Origin of the sequence: Luteimonas aquatica, assembly GCF_022662575.1 — a bacterium.
In the GTDB taxonomy this organism is placed as follows: Bacteria; Pseudomonadota; Gammaproteobacteria; order Xanthomonadales; family Xanthomonadaceae; genus Luteimonas; species Luteimonas aquatica.
The window spans coordinates 182,451-194,339 of sequence record NZ_JALBFU010000003.1 but is presented as its reverse complement, the minus strand read 5'-3'; the positions used below and the strand labels follow the sequence as shown (position 1 = coordinate 194,339).

Genomic DNA, 11,889 nt, shown 5'->3' with positions numbered 1-11,889 from the left:
GCGCGCGCTCAACGCGCGCTGTAGGCGTGCACTTCCTCCACCAGCACGGCGACGTGCCCGGGATCCATGTCCGGCGACATGCCGTGGCCGAGATTGAAGACGTGTCCCTCGCGCGAGCCGCCGTTGCCCGCGGCGTAGCTGTCGAGCGCGGCGCGCGCCTGCGCGCGGATCGCCGCGGGCGTGCCGTAGAGCACGGCCGGATCGAGATTGCCCTGCAGCGCGACCTTGCCCTGCGTGCGGCGCGCGGCCTCGGAGAGTTCCACCAGCCAGTCCACGCCGATCGCGTCCGCGCCGCTGCCGGCGAGTTCCTCGAGGTAGGGCGCGTTGCCCTTGCCGAAGACGATCAGCGGCGTGCGCGCCTCGCCTTCGCCGCCTTGGCGAGGCGGCTCGATGCCGCGCGGCAGTTCGCGGGCGATGCGCGCGAGATAGGGCAGCGAGAATTCGCGGTACATCGCCGGACTCAGCGCGCCGCCCCAGGTGTCGAACACCTGCAGCGCCTGCGCGCCGGCCGCGCGCTGCGCGGCGAGATAGGCGATCACCGCGTCGGTGTTCACCGCCAGCAGCGCGTGCAGCGCCGCCGGATCGTTCAAGGCCATCGCCTTGATGCGCGCGAAGTTGTCGCTGCCGCCGCCCTCGACCATGTAGCAGGCCAGGGTCCACGGGCTGCCGGAGAAGCCGATCAGCGGGACGCCGCGACCGTCGGGCATGTTGTCGAGCTCGCGGCGGATCAGGCGCACCGCGTCCATCACGTAGCGCAGCTCGGTCTCCATGTCCGGCACCGACAGCCGCGCGATGGCGGCGGCATCGCGCACCGGCGAGCGGAACTTCGGCCCCTCGCCCTCGACGAAATACAGGCCCAGGCCCATGGCGTCGGGCACGGTGAGGATGTCGGAGAACAGGATCGCCGCGTCGAGGTCGAAGCGGGCCAGCGGCTGCAGCGTGACCTCGCAGGCGATCTCCGGATTCTTGGCCATCGCCAGGAAGCTGCCGGCGCGCTGGCGGGTGGCGCGGTACTCGGGCAGGTAGCGCCCGGCCTGCCGCATCAGCCAGACCGGCGTGCGGTCGACGGGCTCGCGCCGCAGCGCGCGCAGGAAACGATCGTTCTTCAAGGTCATGGATGTTCCGGAGAAAAGCCGACAATGCCGGGAAGGAGCGAGGTCGCCATCCATGGCGGGAAGCCATCGGCTTCGGATTGTCCGGCCCGGCCATCCCTGGCCGGGCGCTCGGCGGCGCATGAGTTGCCGATAGGGCAACTCATGGGCGCGCCGCTTCGCCCTTGGCGAACATCAGCTGGAAGCCGCGTTTGATCAGCTGGTCGCGGGCCTGCTCGAGCGCGGCGACCGCGGCGGCCTGGTCGAGATGCTGTTCGCGGCGGACCTGGCTGCGGCCGCCGATCTGGCCGGACTCGCGCAGCAGCGTCCATCCGCCCAGCAGGTCGGGCTGCAGCATCAGTTGCACGAAGCGAGGCGCTTCGCGGCCGTCGGGCCGTTGTTGCAGGAGCAGGCGCATGGCGGCGATTTTACGCGAGCCGGCGCGCGGTTCGCCGGGGGCGGGCCGTCCCGTGGCCCGCCCCGGGCGATCGTTGCTAGGCTTGGCGGCATCCCATCCCGCGGCCGCCGATGCGCAATCTCGATTTCAGTTCCTGGAACGGCCTGCTCACCACGCTGCTGGGGCTGGTGGCGGTCTCGCTGGTGGCGGTGGGCATCCGCCTGGTCTTCATGCAGACCCTGCAGCGTCGGCGCGAGCGCGAGAACCGCCAGATCAACGAGCGCCTGAAGACGCTGATCGCGGCCTACAAGGTGCTGGGCGGCTCGTTCACCGGCGAACTGGCGGTGGATCCCGCGCACCTGCGCGATCTGCGCCGCGCCGTGCCGCCGCCCGCGGCGGACCCGGATGCCGCGAGCGCGGAGGACGCCGCCGGCGGCAGCGACCGCCGGCGGCGGATCCGCGACGCCGTGGAGGCCGCCCTGTCCGACGTGATCCTGCTCGGCACCGAGGAGCAGGTGCGCCTGGCAGCCCAGGCCGCCGCCGACATGGCCGAAGGCCGCGCGATCCGCACCGCCGCGCTGGTGGTCTCGCTGCGCACCTTCATCCGCCAGGCCCTGGACCTGGAGCCGGTCCCCGCCGGTCTGGCGATTCCCGACCAGGGGCCGCTGCGCACCGGCGGCGGCGCGGGAGGCGGCAAGCGCGCCGGCAACGAAGGCGGCGGCGGACGCGGGGGTGGAGGCGGCGGAGGTGGTGGTGCCGGCGGTCTCGGCGCCGGCCTCGGTGGCGGCGTGGCCGTCGGCGCCGGCGCGCACCTCGGCGGCGAGGAATCGCACGACGCCCAGTCCGTCGGTGGCAACGCGCCCTAGTCCGGCGTCGTCACGCGCCGGCCGGCATGGCGATCGGCGCGCGGATCAGCCCGCGCGGAATTCGCGCCGATAGACCGACGGCGAGGTCTTCAGCGCCGCGGCGAAGCGCTGGCGCAAGGTCGCCGCCGAGCCGAAGCCGGCCTGGGCGGCGATCTCCTCCAGCGGCAGCCGCGAGGTTTCCAGCAGGCGCTGCGCGCGCGTCAGCCGCTGCCCCGACAGCCATTGCCCGACCGTGGTGCCGGTGGCCTGGCGGAAGCGGCGGGTGAAGGTGCGCCGGCTCATCAGCGCGCGCGCGGCCAGGCTGTCGAGATCGTGCGGCTGATCCAGGTGCGCCAGCGCCCAGGCCAGCGTCGCGTCGAGGCGTTCGTCGCCGGGCGAGGCCGGCAGCGGCTGGTCGATGTACTGCGCCTGGTTGCCGCGCCGGTGCGGCGCGACCACCAGGCTGCGCGCGATGCGGTTGGCGACGTCGGCGCCGTGGTCGCGGCGCATCAGGTGCAGGCAGCAGTCGAGCGCGGCGGCGGTGCCGGCCGAGGTGACCACCTCGCCGTCGTCGACGTAGAGCACGTCGCGCTGCAGGCGGACGCGCGGATAGCGCGCGGCGAAATGCGCGCTCCAGTACCAGTGCGTGGTGGCGGGACGCTCGTCGAGCAGGCCAGCCTCGGCCAGCACGTAGCTGCCCAGGCACAGGCCGACGATGCGCGCGCCGCGCTGATGCGCGCGGCGCAGCGCACGCAGCAGCGGCTCAGGCGGCCGCTCGTCGGCATCGCGCCAGGACGGCACGATGATCGTGTCGGCCGTGCGCAGCCCGGCCAGGCCGTGACGGGCCTGGATGCTGAAGCCGGCCTCGGTGCGCTGCGGTCCCGGCTCGGCCGCGCACACGCGCAGGTCGAAGCGCGGCAGGTCCGCGCCGCCCCGGTTCTCGAACACCAGGCAGGGCACGGACAGGTGGAAGGGACTGATGCGGTCGAAGGCGACCACGGCGATGCGCGGAGCGGCGCGCGATGCGGCGGGAGGGCGGATGCGGTCGGGGGCGAGGGCAGGCATGGCCCGATTCTAGCGAGTATTGGCATCCGGGCCACTGTCGGGGCGGGCGGCGACGGCCAACAATGGCGCCACCCCACACTTCCAGGAGCAGGACATGGCCCGCAAGCGCGCCCTCGTCGTCATCGATGTGCAGAACGAATACTTCGGCGGCGGCCTGCCGATCGAATACCCGCCGGTGGAGCAGACCCTGCCCAACATCGCCCGCGCCATGGACGCGGCGCGCGCGGCCGGAGTGCCGGTGGTGGTGGTGCAGCACACCGCGCCGCCGCAGGCGCCGATCTTCCTGCGCGACACGCCGAACTGGGCGCTGCACCCGGAGATCGCCTCGCGGCCGCGCGACCACTACATCGAGAAGCATATGGCCAGCGTCTTCGCCGGCACCGACTTCGCCGACTGGATCGCGCGCAACGGCATCGACACGCTCGCCATCGCCGGCTACATGACCCACAACTGCGACGCCTCCACGGTCTATCACGCCGCCCACGCCGGCCTGCATGTCGAGTTCCTCGGCGATGCCACCGGCGCGCTGCCGTACGAGAACGCCGCCGGCGCCGCCAGCGCCGAGGAGATCCACCGCGTCTTCAGCGTGGTGTTCCACAGCGCGTTCGCGGTGGTGATGGGCACGGACGAATGGATCGATGCGCTCGCCTCCGGCGCCGAGTCCGGTCCGGAGGGACCGTACGCTTCCAACCAGCGCGCGCTGGCTCGGCGCCGTCAGGCCGCCTGAGGCCGCGATGAGGATCGTCCGCGGCCGCGAGTTCGTCGCCGACCGCGCCTGGGGCGCGCTGCCGATCGCGCGCATGCGCGGCATCACCACGCGGCTGCACTGGACCGACCGGCCCTACCGCTGGCACGTCAACGACGGCGAGGAAGTGTTCGTGGTCCTCGACGGGGTGGTGGAGATGCGCTACCGCGAGGACGGCCGCGAGCACGCTGCCGTCCTGCATGCCGGCGACATCTTCCACGCCGGCGTCGGCACCGAGCATGCCGCGCATCCGCGCGGCGCGGCGCGGGTGCTGGTGATCGAGACCGAGGGCAGCGTCTAGCGCCGGGCCGGCGTCAGGCCGCGCGCAGCGCCGCCAGCACCGCGTCCTCGGCCACGTCCGCGACCACGCGCGCGCGGCCGATGCCGTCCCAGAGCACGAAGCGCAGGCCGCTGGCCTGCGCCTTCTTGTCCAGGCGCATGTGCGCGAGCAGGGCCTGCGCGTCGAGCGACGGCGGCAGCGAGACCGGCAGGCCGAAGCGCTGCAGCAGCGCGCGCAGGATTTCCACGTCGGTGTCCGAGGCCAGGCCGAGCGCCTTCGACAGGCGCGCGGCCAGCACCATGCCGATCGCGACCGCCTCGCCATGGTTGAAGCTGTCGTTGTCGGGCGCGCTGTAGCCGCCGCTGTTGGCGGCCTGCTCCGTTTCGATGGCGTGGCCGAAGGTATGGCCGAGGTTGAGCAGGGCGCGATCGCCGTGCTCGTAGGGGTCGCGCTCCACGATCGACGCCTTGTGCGCGCAGCTGCGCGCGATCGCCTCGGACAGCGCGGCGTCGTCGCCGGACAGCAGGGCGTCGGCGTTGGCGTCCAGCCAGTCCAGGAACGGCGCGTCGGCGATCGCGCCGTACTTGATCACCTCGGCGAAACCGGCGCGCAGCTCGCGCGCCGGCAACGTGCGCAGGGCAGTCGTGTCGGCGAGCACCGCGCGCGGCGGGTGGAAGGCGCCGACCAGGTTCTTGCCCTGCGGCAGGTCGACCGCGGTCTTGCCGCCGACGGAGGAGTCCACCATCGCCAGCAGCGTCGTGGGCAACTGCACGCAATCGATGCCGCGCATCCAGCAGGCGGCGGCGAATCCGGCCAGGTCGCCGACCACGCCGCCGCCGAGCGCGTACACGCAGGCGTCGCGCGTGGCGCCGAGCGCGGCGAGGGCATCGACGGCGCCGGCGAAGTGCGCCAGCGTTTTCGCCGCCTCGCCCGGCGGGATGACGTGCAGGGCCACGCACGCCTCCGGGCGGGCGCGCCGCAGCGCGTCCTGCACGCGCTGCGCGTACAGCGGCGCGACGTGGCCGTCGCTGACCAGCAGCGCGTGCCGTCCGCGCAGCGGCGCGGCGACGGCGTCGCTGGACAACAGGTCCGGCGCGATCGAGATCGCATAGGGCTGCGCGCCGCCGACTGCCACGGTGCGCAGATCGGTGGAGGAAGCGTCGGTGGAGGAAGCGTTGGTCATGCCGGTGTCTCGTGCGGCGCCGGGCCCTGGCCGGGAGCCTGGCGCCAGCGGATGTCCAGAAGGGATCCGAGCCTGGCGGCGGCCTCGGCGGTGGTCAGCGCGTCGGTGTCGAAGCGCAGGTGCGAGGCCTCCACGTACAGCGGTTCGCGCGCGACCGCCAGGCGCCGCAGCACGGCCTCGCGGTCCGGGCCGGCCAGCAGCGGTCGGGTGCGGTCGCGCGCCAGCCGCGCCAGCTGCTGCTCGACGCTCACGTGCAGGTGCACGACGAACCCGCGCGCGTGCAGCAGCGCGCGCGTGGCGGCATCGAGCACGGCGCCGCCGCCGGTGGCGATCACGGTGGTGCGGCCGCCGTCGAACAGCTCGGCCAGGGTGGCGCGCTCGCGCGCGCGAAAGCCGGCCTCGCCCTCGCACTCGAAGATGGTGTTGATGCTGGCGCCGGTGCGCGCCTCGATCTCGCGGTCGACGTCGACGAAGGCCAGGCCGAAGCGGTCGGCCAGGCGTCGGCCGATCGAGGTCTTGCCCGATCCCATCGGACCGACCAGCACCAGATTGGGCGAGGTCGCGCGCCCGGCGGCTGCCGGGTGGGCGGCCTCGCGCTCGAAGTCGAGGTCGGGATCGGTCTCGGGGCACATGCCCCGCATGCTACTAGCAGCCCACAGCGGCGGCGAGCGTTCTTTTAACGCATGCCGGCTTAGGGTAGGCGTCCCCGGCATCGTGCCGTCCAGACAGGAGACTCCCCATGTCCGTCGCCAAGGTCATCGAACTCAACGCATCCTCCGCCACCAGCATCGAAGACGCGGTCAGGCACGGCCTGAAGAAGGCATCGGAAACCGTCAAGGGCATCAAGGGCGTGTGGGTGAACGAGATCAAGGCGGTCACCGACGATGTCGGCAACATCACCGAATGGCGCGTCAACCTGCGCATCACCTTCATCGTGCAGTGATCGACCGTGCGGTGAGCGAACCGCGTGCCGTGGGCGCCTGCGCGCTCACGGCACGATCCGGCGCCCGCCGTCGAGGCGCAGCACCCGGTCCGCGATCTCCGGCAGCGCGCGCAGCGCCTGGCGGCTGGTGCGCTCGAAGAACTGCACGAACCGTTCCACCTGCGCGCGCGACATCGCCGCGCGCTCGGGCCGCGCGGCCTGCAGTGCCTGTTCCTGCTGCCAGCGCCACTCCGGCACCACCTCGAACCCCGGCCCCTGCAGGAACAGCAGGCGGTCGATGCGCGCCCACAGCGGCGGATAGTCGCGGCCGAGGACCCGGTTGCAGTACCGCCGCCAGCGTCCGTCGCGGTCCTCCTCGCGTTCGAGGGCGTTGAGCGGAGCCGCCAGTTCGGCCTCGGCCTGCGGCGGCGTCTTCAGGAACCAGCCTTCGAAGAGGACCAGGTCCGCGCCTTCGGCGCGCGGCCATTGCGAAGCCGGCAGGCGGCGGTCGGCGAGCTTGTCGAACTGCGGCAGCGGCGCGGGCCGGCCCGCGCGCAGGGCGTCCAGGGTGTCCAGGGCCAGGGCGAGATCGTGCGTGCCAGGCGGGCCGCGCGTGGCCAGCAACGGGTGGACCTCGCGCCCCAGCCGCTCGCGCGCGTCGCGGTCGAGGTAGACATCGTCCACCGACAGCACGGCCGCGCGCCGGCCGCGGGCGCGGGCCAGGGCCGCGACCTGCGCGGCCAGCGTCGACTTGCCGCTGCCCTGCAGGCCGACGATGCCGTAAACGGCGCCGGGCGGAAGCGTCAAGATGTCGTCAAGAACGCCGGAAACGACGTGTTCCGGATAGCCGTCGGGATGCACGGGGGCCTGCATCGGGCCACAATAGCGCAATGACAGACCCCGATCTCCACGCCGAAGCCCTGGCCACGTTCGACCGTCTGTTCGACGAGGCGCAGGCCGCCGGCGAACCCGACCGCACCGCCATGTCGCTGGCCACCGCCACCCTGGGCGGCGTGCCGTCGCTGCGCACGGTGCTGCTCAAGGCGCACGACGAGCGCGGCTTCGTGTTCTACACGCACCTGGACGGCCGCAAGGGCTGCGAGCTGCAGGCCAATCCCTTCGCCGCGCTGCTGTTCCACTGGCCGCGCGTGCGCGGCGGCGTGCAGGTGCGCATCGAGGGCCGCGTGCATACCGTGCCCGACGAGGAAGCCGACGCCTACTTCGCCACGCGCGCCCGCGAGAGCCAGCTCGGCGCATGGGCGTCGCGGCAGTCCGAGACGCTGGAGAGCCGCGGGCTGTTCGAGCAGCGCATCGAGCAGGCGCGGCGCGAATTCGAGGGGCGCGACGTGCCGCGCCCGGTGGGCTGGACCGGCTTCCGCGTGCGCCCGCGCCGGATCGAGTTCTGGTACGCGGCGGCCCACCGCCTGCACGAGCGCTGGCTGTACGAGCGCGACCAGGCCGGCGCCTGGCGCAAGCGGATGCTGTATCCGTGAGCCGCGCGAGGGCGCGCGGCCGCCGCGCGGCGGCGTGAGGCGATGGGGCCGCGCCGCATCGTCTGCCTGACCGAGGAACCGACCGAGACGCTCTACGCGCTCGGCGAGCAGGACCGCATCGTCGGCATCAGCGGCTTCACCGTGCGGCCGGCGGTGGCGCGCAAGGACAAGCCCAAGGTCAGCGCCTTCACCAGCGCCAAGATCGAGGAGATCCTCAAGCTGCGCCCGGATTTCGCGATCGGCTTCTCCGACATCCAGGCCGACATCGCCGCCGAGCTGGTTCGGCGCGGCGTCGAGGTGTGGATCAGCAACCATCGCAGCGTCGAGGGCATCCTCGACTACATCCGCCGCCTCGGCGCCCTGGTCGGCGCGTCGGAGCGTGCCGGCGCCTATGCCGACGAGTTGCGCCGCGGGCTCGACGCGATCGCCGCCGAGGCGGCGACGCTCGCGCGCCGTCCGCGCGTGTACTTCGAGGAATGGGACGACCCGCTCATCACCGGCATCGAATGGGTGGCCGAGCTGGTGCGCATCGCCGGCGGCGACGACGTCTTCCCCGAGCGCGCCGCCGAGCCGCTGGCCAGGCAGCGCATCCTCGCCGACGCGGGCGAGGTGATCGCGCGCGCGCCGGACATCATCCTCGGCTCCTGGTGCGGCAAGAAGTTCCGCCCGGAAAAAGTCGCCGCCCGCGAAGGCTGGGAAGCGATCCCGGCCGTGCGCGAGGGCGAGCTGCACGAGATCAAGTCGCCCGTGATCCTGCAGCCCGGCCCGGCCGCGCTGACGGACGGGGTGCGGGAGATCGCCGCCGTCATCCGGGCGTGGGCCGGCCGACGCGGCGGATAGGGAAGCGCTGCGCCAAGCCGCGGTCCGGCCCCGCTGTCCCGGCGCTGGCGGAACGACGGGGCGCACGCATGGCGCCCGGAGGCCGCCGCCGGGGCTACCTGCCGGCGCCGGAGGTCCGTCCTTCCGAGAACGCGGGCCAGGGCGTCTTGTTGTCGAGCCAGGACTTGTTCTGCACGCCCATCGCCAGGCACTCGTCCGACGCCCCCCACAGCCGCTCGAAGGTCAGGTAGGAATCCTCGCGCAACGATTTGGCGAGCGCCACGTAGTCCGGTTTTGTGGTGGTGCAGCTCAGGGTCTGCCCGTTGGCGTCCGACGCCTCGCAGATCGCCGAGGTGGCCGAGCCCGGCCTGGCGATGATCGTGCAGCCGATGTACGGCTTTCGGTCGGCGCTGTTGCTGGCGGTGCCGAGCGAGCCGGAGGCGTTGGCGATTTGCTGCGCGCCGCCGATGTAGACGCTGACCGGGACGGGGCTGCGCAGGCCCGCCGATGCCGGCGATGCGGCCACGGTCAGGGCGCAGACGGCGACGAATTGTCCGATGGGTGATGTCATGTCGTTCTCCTGGATGGGGGCGGTGGGTCAGCTGTCCGGCAGCTCGCTGGCCGGCAGGGTTTCCTGCGGCGGCAGCGTGCGCTTGGGTTCGGTATTGGAGGACTTGCGCACCAGCAGCCGCGAGCAGTTGCGGTTGGCGTCCCACTCGAACTGGACGAAGGACCCGGCGTCGATGTGCATGGCCAGGTCGAAGATCTGCGGGTCGCCCCAGCCGTTGCAGAACGCGAAGTTGCCGCTGGCGTCGTAGGCGGTGCAGAGCACCAGCTTGTTCTCGTCGCCGTCGCCCAGGATCTCGGCGTTGCAGCCGATGCTTTCGTAGCGGCTGCTGCTGTTGTGCGCGGTGCCGAGCGAGCCGGATGCCGTCATCGACTTGTTGTCGACGACGACGGTGCGCGAGGTGCGCAGGCCGGCCTGCGCCGTCGCCGCGCACAGGGCCGCGCAGAGCAGGGCGGTGCGTGGAATCCAGGGGGTCATGGGAATCGTCTCCGGTGCGCCGGACTCGGGATGAGTGCCGATACGGACCTGGAACACGCAATCCGTGTCCGGACCGGCTCACGGCGCCCGCGGGGCTGCCGGAGGGCCGGCGCTGCCCCCGGTCGCGCATATCTGCGATCATGCCTCCTACCTTTTCCCGAGCCCGCGCATGAACGCCTCAGCCCAACAGGACATCGGCAAATTCCTCCTGCGCGTCGCCCTGGGTGCGCTGATCCTGCTGCACGGCATCGCCAAGCTCAGGTACGGCCTGGACCCCATTGAGGGCATGCTGCGCGCGCACGGCCTGCCGCACTTCCTGGCCTACGGCGCGCTGGTCGGCGAGGTGGTGGCGCCGGTGCTGCTGTTGCTGGGCTGGTACGCGCGCATCGGCGGCGTGCTGGTGGCGGTCAACATGCTGTTCGCCCTGGCGCTGGCCCATACCGGGCAGCTCGGCCAGCTCAACGAGCAGGGCGGCTGGGCGCTGGAACTGCAGGGCATGTTCCTGTTCACGGCGCTCGCCGTGGCCTTGCTCGGGCCGGGCGGCTACGCGCTCAACCAGCGCTGAGCCGATCGGCGCCGGGCGCGCTCAGCGCGGAAAGAAGTCGCGGTTGAACTGCAGCCGCGCGCGGCGCCCGTCGCCCGCGTCCACGGCGATGTCGAAGCGCAGGGTGTCGGGCGCGATGACGGTGGCGACGCCGACGTAGTCGAGATAGGTGGAGCCCCCGTCGCTCTGACGGGGCGACTCGCTGCCGGTGCGCGTCTCGCGCAGGCCGCTGCGCACCTCGCGCAGGGCGATCTCCTGGCGCTTGCCGAGCAGGTCGCTGGCGCTGGCCGTCACCCGCGCCGGCAGCGCGGTCTCCTGGTCGCCGGCGACGCGGCGCACGACCACCAGCAGCATCACCGCATTGTCCGCGCGGGCGATGCCGTACTCCCTGGCCACCGCCTCGCCCAGCAGGCTCGTGGGGATGGCGTTGGCACGCACCAGGACGTCGCCGGCGCGGACCACGGCTTCCTCGCGCGCCTGCGCATCGGCCTGCTCGCGTGCCTGCTCGGGCCGCTGGCCGCCGCCGCAGGCGCCGAGCAGCGCGCAGAACAGCGGCAGGACGCGGGCAAACCGCGGGATCGCGCCGCGCCAGGCCGGATCAGGCGTCGGCATCGTTGGCGGCCGACAGTTGCCCGCCGCGTTCGGCGGCGTTGCGGATCGCGCGCGCCACCAGGGCGCGCAGGCCGCCGGCCTCGAAGGTCTCCACCGCGGCCTGGGTGGTGCCGCCGGGCGAGGTGACGCGGCGGCGCAGCGCCGCAGGCGCTTCCCCGGATTCGGTGAGCATGCGCGCGGCGCCGAGCACGGTCTGCAGCACCAGCGTGCGCGCCGCTTCGTCCGGCAGGCCTTCCTCGCGCGCCGCCGCCTCCATCGCCTCGGCCAGCAGGAACACGTAGGCCGGGCCGCTGCCCGACACGGCGGTGACCGCGTCCATGCGCGTCTCCTCGTCGATCCAGACGGTGGCGCCGGCGGCCGCGAGCAGGCCTTCGGCGTCGGCGCGCCCGGCCGCGTCGACCCCGGCGTTGGCGTACAGCCCGGTCACGCCGGCGCCGAGCAGGGCGGGGGTGTTGGGCATGCAGCGCACCACCGCGGCGTCGCCGCCGAGCCAGCGCGAGAGCTGCGCGGTGGTGATGCCGGCGGCGATGGACACCACCAGCGGGCGCGCGGTGCGCGCGGCGGCCGCCAGCGCCTCGCAGACCTGGCGCATCACCTGCGGCTTCACCGCCAGCACCCAGACCTGCGCGCCGTCCACGGCCTGCGCGTTGTCGGCGAACACCGACACGCCGAAATCCGCGGCCAGCGCCTCGCGGGCAGCGGCCACGGGCTCGGCGACGCGAATCGCCTCGGCGGGCGTGCCGCGCGCGATCAGCCCGCCGATCAGGCTGCGCGCCATGTTGCCGCCGCCGACGAAGGCGACGGTGGCGGTGTCGGAAGCGGGAGAGCGGGAATCGGAAGACACGGCG

17 protein-coding genes are annotated in these 11,889 nt (G+C 73.1%); 7 read left to right on the top strand and 10 right to left on the bottom strand.

Annotation, left to right across the window (positions count from 1 at the left end):
* Positions 1 to 8: 8 nt before the first annotated feature.
* Complete coding sequence (gene hemE / locus MD221_RS09725) at positions 9 to 1,115, bottom strand: uroporphyrinogen decarboxylase (protein WP_242111315.1); 1,107 nt, start codon at positions 1,113 to 1,115, stop codon at positions 9 to 11.
* Between the two features lie 139 nt (positions 1,116 to 1,254).
* On the bottom strand, positions 1,255 to 1,509 hold the full coding sequence (locus tag MD221_RS09720; RefSeq protein ID WP_242111311.1) for a WGR domain-containing protein: 255 nt from the start codon (positions 1,507 to 1,509) through the stop codon (positions 1,255 to 1,257).
* A gap of 110 nt (positions 1,510 to 1,619) precedes the next feature.
* Here MD221_RS09720 and MD221_RS09715 point away from each other — a divergent pair, with 110 nt between their 5' ends.
* Positions 1,620 to 2,354: a hypothetical protein gene (locus MD221_RS09715; protein ID WP_242111303.1), complete on the top strand. Its 735-nt coding sequence runs from the start codon at positions 1,620 to 1,622 to the stop codon at positions 2,352 to 2,354.
* Between the two features lie 45 nt (positions 2,355 to 2,399).
* Here the strand turns inward: MD221_RS09715 and MD221_RS09710 are convergent, their stop codons facing one another.
* Complete coding sequence (locus tag MD221_RS09710; RefSeq protein ID WP_242111302.1) at positions 2,400 to 3,398, bottom strand: GlxA family transcriptional regulator; 999 nt, start codon at positions 3,396 to 3,398, stop codon at positions 2,400 to 2,402.
* Positions 3,399 to 3,492: 94 nt separating this feature from the next.
* On the opposite strand from MD221_RS09710, the gene MD221_RS09705 reads away from it, so the two are divergent.
* Both MD221_RS09705 and MD221_RS09700 read left to right on the top strand, forming a co-directional pair.
* Complete coding sequence (locus tag MD221_RS09705; RefSeq protein ID WP_242111300.1) at positions 3,493 to 4,125, top strand: cysteine hydrolase family protein; 633 nt, start codon at positions 3,493 to 3,495, stop codon at positions 4,123 to 4,125.
* Between the two features lie 7 nt (positions 4,126 to 4,132).
* Positions 4,133 to 4,444 carry a cupin domain-containing protein gene (locus MD221_RS09700; RefSeq protein ID WP_242111292.1) on the top strand — a complete coding sequence of 104 codons (312 nt, stop codon included), beginning with the start codon at positions 4,133 to 4,135 and terminating at the stop codon, positions 4,442 to 4,444.
* Between the two features lie 13 nt (positions 4,445 to 4,457).
* Here the strand turns inward: MD221_RS09700 and aroB are convergent, their stop codons facing one another.
* Positions 4,458 to 5,606, bottom strand: coding sequence for a 3-dehydroquinate synthase (gene aroB / locus MD221_RS09695; RefSeq protein ID WP_242111284.1), 1,149 nt, complete (start codon positions 5,604 to 5,606; stop codon positions 4,458 to 4,460).
* Positions 5,603 to 6,136: a shikimate kinase gene (locus tag MD221_RS09690; protein ID WP_242111638.1), complete on the bottom strand. Its 534-nt coding sequence runs from the start codon at positions 6,134 to 6,136 to the stop codon at positions 5,603 to 5,605. The genes aroB and MD221_RS09690 overlap by 4 nt, the downstream gene beginning before the upstream one ends.
* A gap of 209 nt (positions 6,137 to 6,345) precedes the next feature.
* Here MD221_RS09690 and MD221_RS09685 point away from each other — a divergent pair, with 209 nt between their 5' ends.
* A complete protein-coding gene (locus tag MD221_RS09685) occupies positions 6,346 to 6,549 on the top strand; it encodes a dodecin family protein (RefSeq protein WP_242111282.1) in 204 nt (67 codons plus the stop codon).
* A gap of 45 nt (positions 6,550 to 6,594) precedes the next feature.
* On the opposite strand, the gene MD221_RS09680 is transcribed toward MD221_RS09685, so the two are convergent.
* Positions 6,595 to 7,401 carry a kinase gene (locus tag MD221_RS09680; RefSeq protein WP_242111278.1) on the bottom strand — a complete coding sequence of 269 codons (807 nt, stop codon included), beginning with the start codon at positions 7,399 to 7,401 and terminating at the stop codon, positions 6,595 to 6,597.
* Between the two features lie 17 nt (positions 7,402 to 7,418).
* On the opposite strand from MD221_RS09680, the gene pdxH reads away from it, so the two are divergent.
* Positions 7,419 to 8,021 carry a pyridoxamine 5'-phosphate oxidase gene (gene pdxH, locus MD221_RS09675; protein ID WP_242111277.1) on the top strand — a complete coding sequence of 201 codons (603 nt, stop codon included), beginning with the start codon at positions 7,419 to 7,421 and terminating at the stop codon, positions 8,019 to 8,021.
* 42 nt (positions 8,022 to 8,063) lie between these two features.
* Complete coding sequence (locus MD221_RS09670) at positions 8,064 to 8,861, top strand: ABC transporter substrate-binding protein (RefSeq protein ID WP_242111274.1); 798 nt, start codon at positions 8,064 to 8,066, stop codon at positions 8,859 to 8,861.
* 94 nt (positions 8,862 to 8,955) lie between these two features.
* Here MD221_RS09670 and MD221_RS09665 read toward each other — a convergent pair whose 3' ends face one another.
* Together MD221_RS09665 and MD221_RS09660 are read right to left on the bottom strand one after the other, a co-directional pair.
* Positions 8,956 to 9,411: a hypothetical protein gene (locus MD221_RS09665; protein WP_242111271.1), complete on the bottom strand. Its 456-nt coding sequence runs from the start codon at positions 9,409 to 9,411 to the stop codon at positions 8,956 to 8,958.
* Between the two features lie 27 nt (positions 9,412 to 9,438).
* Entirely contained in the window at positions 9,439 to 9,885 is a 447-nt protein-coding gene (locus MD221_RS09660) for a hypothetical protein (RefSeq protein WP_242111270.1), read from the bottom strand.
* Between the two features lie 169 nt (positions 9,886 to 10,054).
* Here MD221_RS09660 and MD221_RS09655 point away from each other — a divergent pair, with 169 nt between their 5' ends.
* Entirely contained in the window at positions 10,055 to 10,450 is a 396-nt protein-coding gene (locus tag MD221_RS09655; protein ID WP_242111268.1) for a DoxX family protein, read from the top strand.
* 21 nt (positions 10,451 to 10,471) lie between these two features.
* On the opposite strand, the gene MD221_RS09650 is transcribed toward MD221_RS09655, so the two are convergent.
* Together MD221_RS09650 and proC are read right to left on the bottom strand one after the other, a co-directional pair.
* The gene (locus MD221_RS09650) at positions 10,472 to 11,041 is read right to left on the bottom strand and encodes a DUF4426 domain-containing protein (RefSeq protein WP_242111267.1); all 570 of its coding nucleotides are present in this window, start codon (positions 11,039 to 11,041) and stop codon (positions 10,472 to 10,474) included.
* Positions 11,028 to 11,885 carry a pyrroline-5-carboxylate reductase gene (proC, locus tag MD221_RS09645; protein ID WP_277928888.1) on the bottom strand — a complete coding sequence of 286 codons (858 nt, stop codon included), beginning with the start codon at positions 11,883 to 11,885 and terminating at the stop codon, positions 11,028 to 11,030. The genes MD221_RS09650 and proC overlap by 14 nt, the downstream gene beginning before the upstream one ends.
* Between the last annotated feature and the right edge of the window lie 4 nt (positions 11,886 to 11,889).

Excerpts from the sequence above, each read along its gene's own strand:
- MD221_RS09690 (WP_242111638.1), bottom strand. The coding sequence starts at position 6,136 with ATGGGATCGGGCAAGACCTCGATCGGCCGACGCCTGGCCGACCGCTTC.
- hemE (WP_242111315.1), bottom strand. The coding sequence starts at position 1,115 with ATGACCTTGAAGAACGATCGTTTCCTGCGCGCGCTGCGGCGCGAGCCC.
- MD221_RS09685 (WP_242111282.1), top strand. The coding sequence starts at position 6,346 with ATGTCCGTCGCCAAGGTCATCGAACTCAACGCATCCTCCGCCACCAGC.
- MD221_RS09680 (WP_242111278.1), bottom strand. The coding sequence starts at position 7,401 with ATGCAGGCCCCCGTGCATCCCGACGGCTATCCGGAACACGTCGTTTCC.
- MD221_RS09710 (WP_242111302.1), bottom strand. The coding sequence starts at position 3,398 with ATGCCTGCCCTCGCCCCCGACCGCATCCGCCCTCCCGCCGCATCGCGC.
- MD221_RS09670 (WP_242111274.1), top strand. The coding sequence starts at position 8,064 with ATGGGGCCGCGCCGCATCGTCTGCCTGACCGAGGAACCGACCGAGACG.
- MD221_RS09720 (WP_242111311.1), bottom strand. The coding sequence starts at position 1,509 with ATGCGCCTGCTCCTGCAACAACGGCCCGACGGCCGCGAAGCGCCTCGC.
- MD221_RS09655 (WP_242111268.1), top strand. The coding sequence starts at position 10,055 with ATGAACGCCTCAGCCCAACAGGACATCGGCAAATTCCTCCTGCGCGTC.
- aroB (WP_242111284.1), bottom strand. The coding sequence starts at position 5,606 with ATGACCAACGCTTCCTCCACCGACGCTTCCTCCACCGATCTGCGCACC.
- MD221_RS09660 (WP_242111270.1), bottom strand. The coding sequence starts at position 9,885 with ATGACCCCCTGGATTCCACGCACCGCCCTGCTCTGCGCGGCCCTGTGC.
- MD221_RS09705 (WP_242111300.1), top strand. The coding sequence starts at position 3,493 with ATGGCCCGCAAGCGCGCCCTCGTCGTCATCGATGTGCAGAACGAATAC.
- pdxH (WP_242111277.1), top strand. The coding sequence starts at position 7,419 with ATGACAGACCCCGATCTCCACGCCGAAGCCCTGGCCACGTTCGACCGT.
- MD221_RS09715 (WP_242111303.1), top strand. The coding sequence starts at position 1,620 with ATGCGCAATCTCGATTTCAGTTCCTGGAACGGCCTGCTCACCACGCTG.
- MD221_RS09665 (WP_242111271.1), bottom strand. The coding sequence starts at position 9,411 with ATGACATCACCCATCGGACAATTCGTCGCCGTCTGCGCCCTGACCGTG.
- MD221_RS09700 (WP_242111292.1), top strand. The coding sequence starts at position 4,133 with ATGAGGATCGTCCGCGGCCGCGAGTTCGTCGCCGACCGCGCCTGGGGC.
- MD221_RS09650 (WP_242111267.1), bottom strand. The coding sequence starts at position 11,041 with ATGCCGACGCCTGATCCGGCCTGGCGCGGCGCGATCCCGCGGTTTGCC.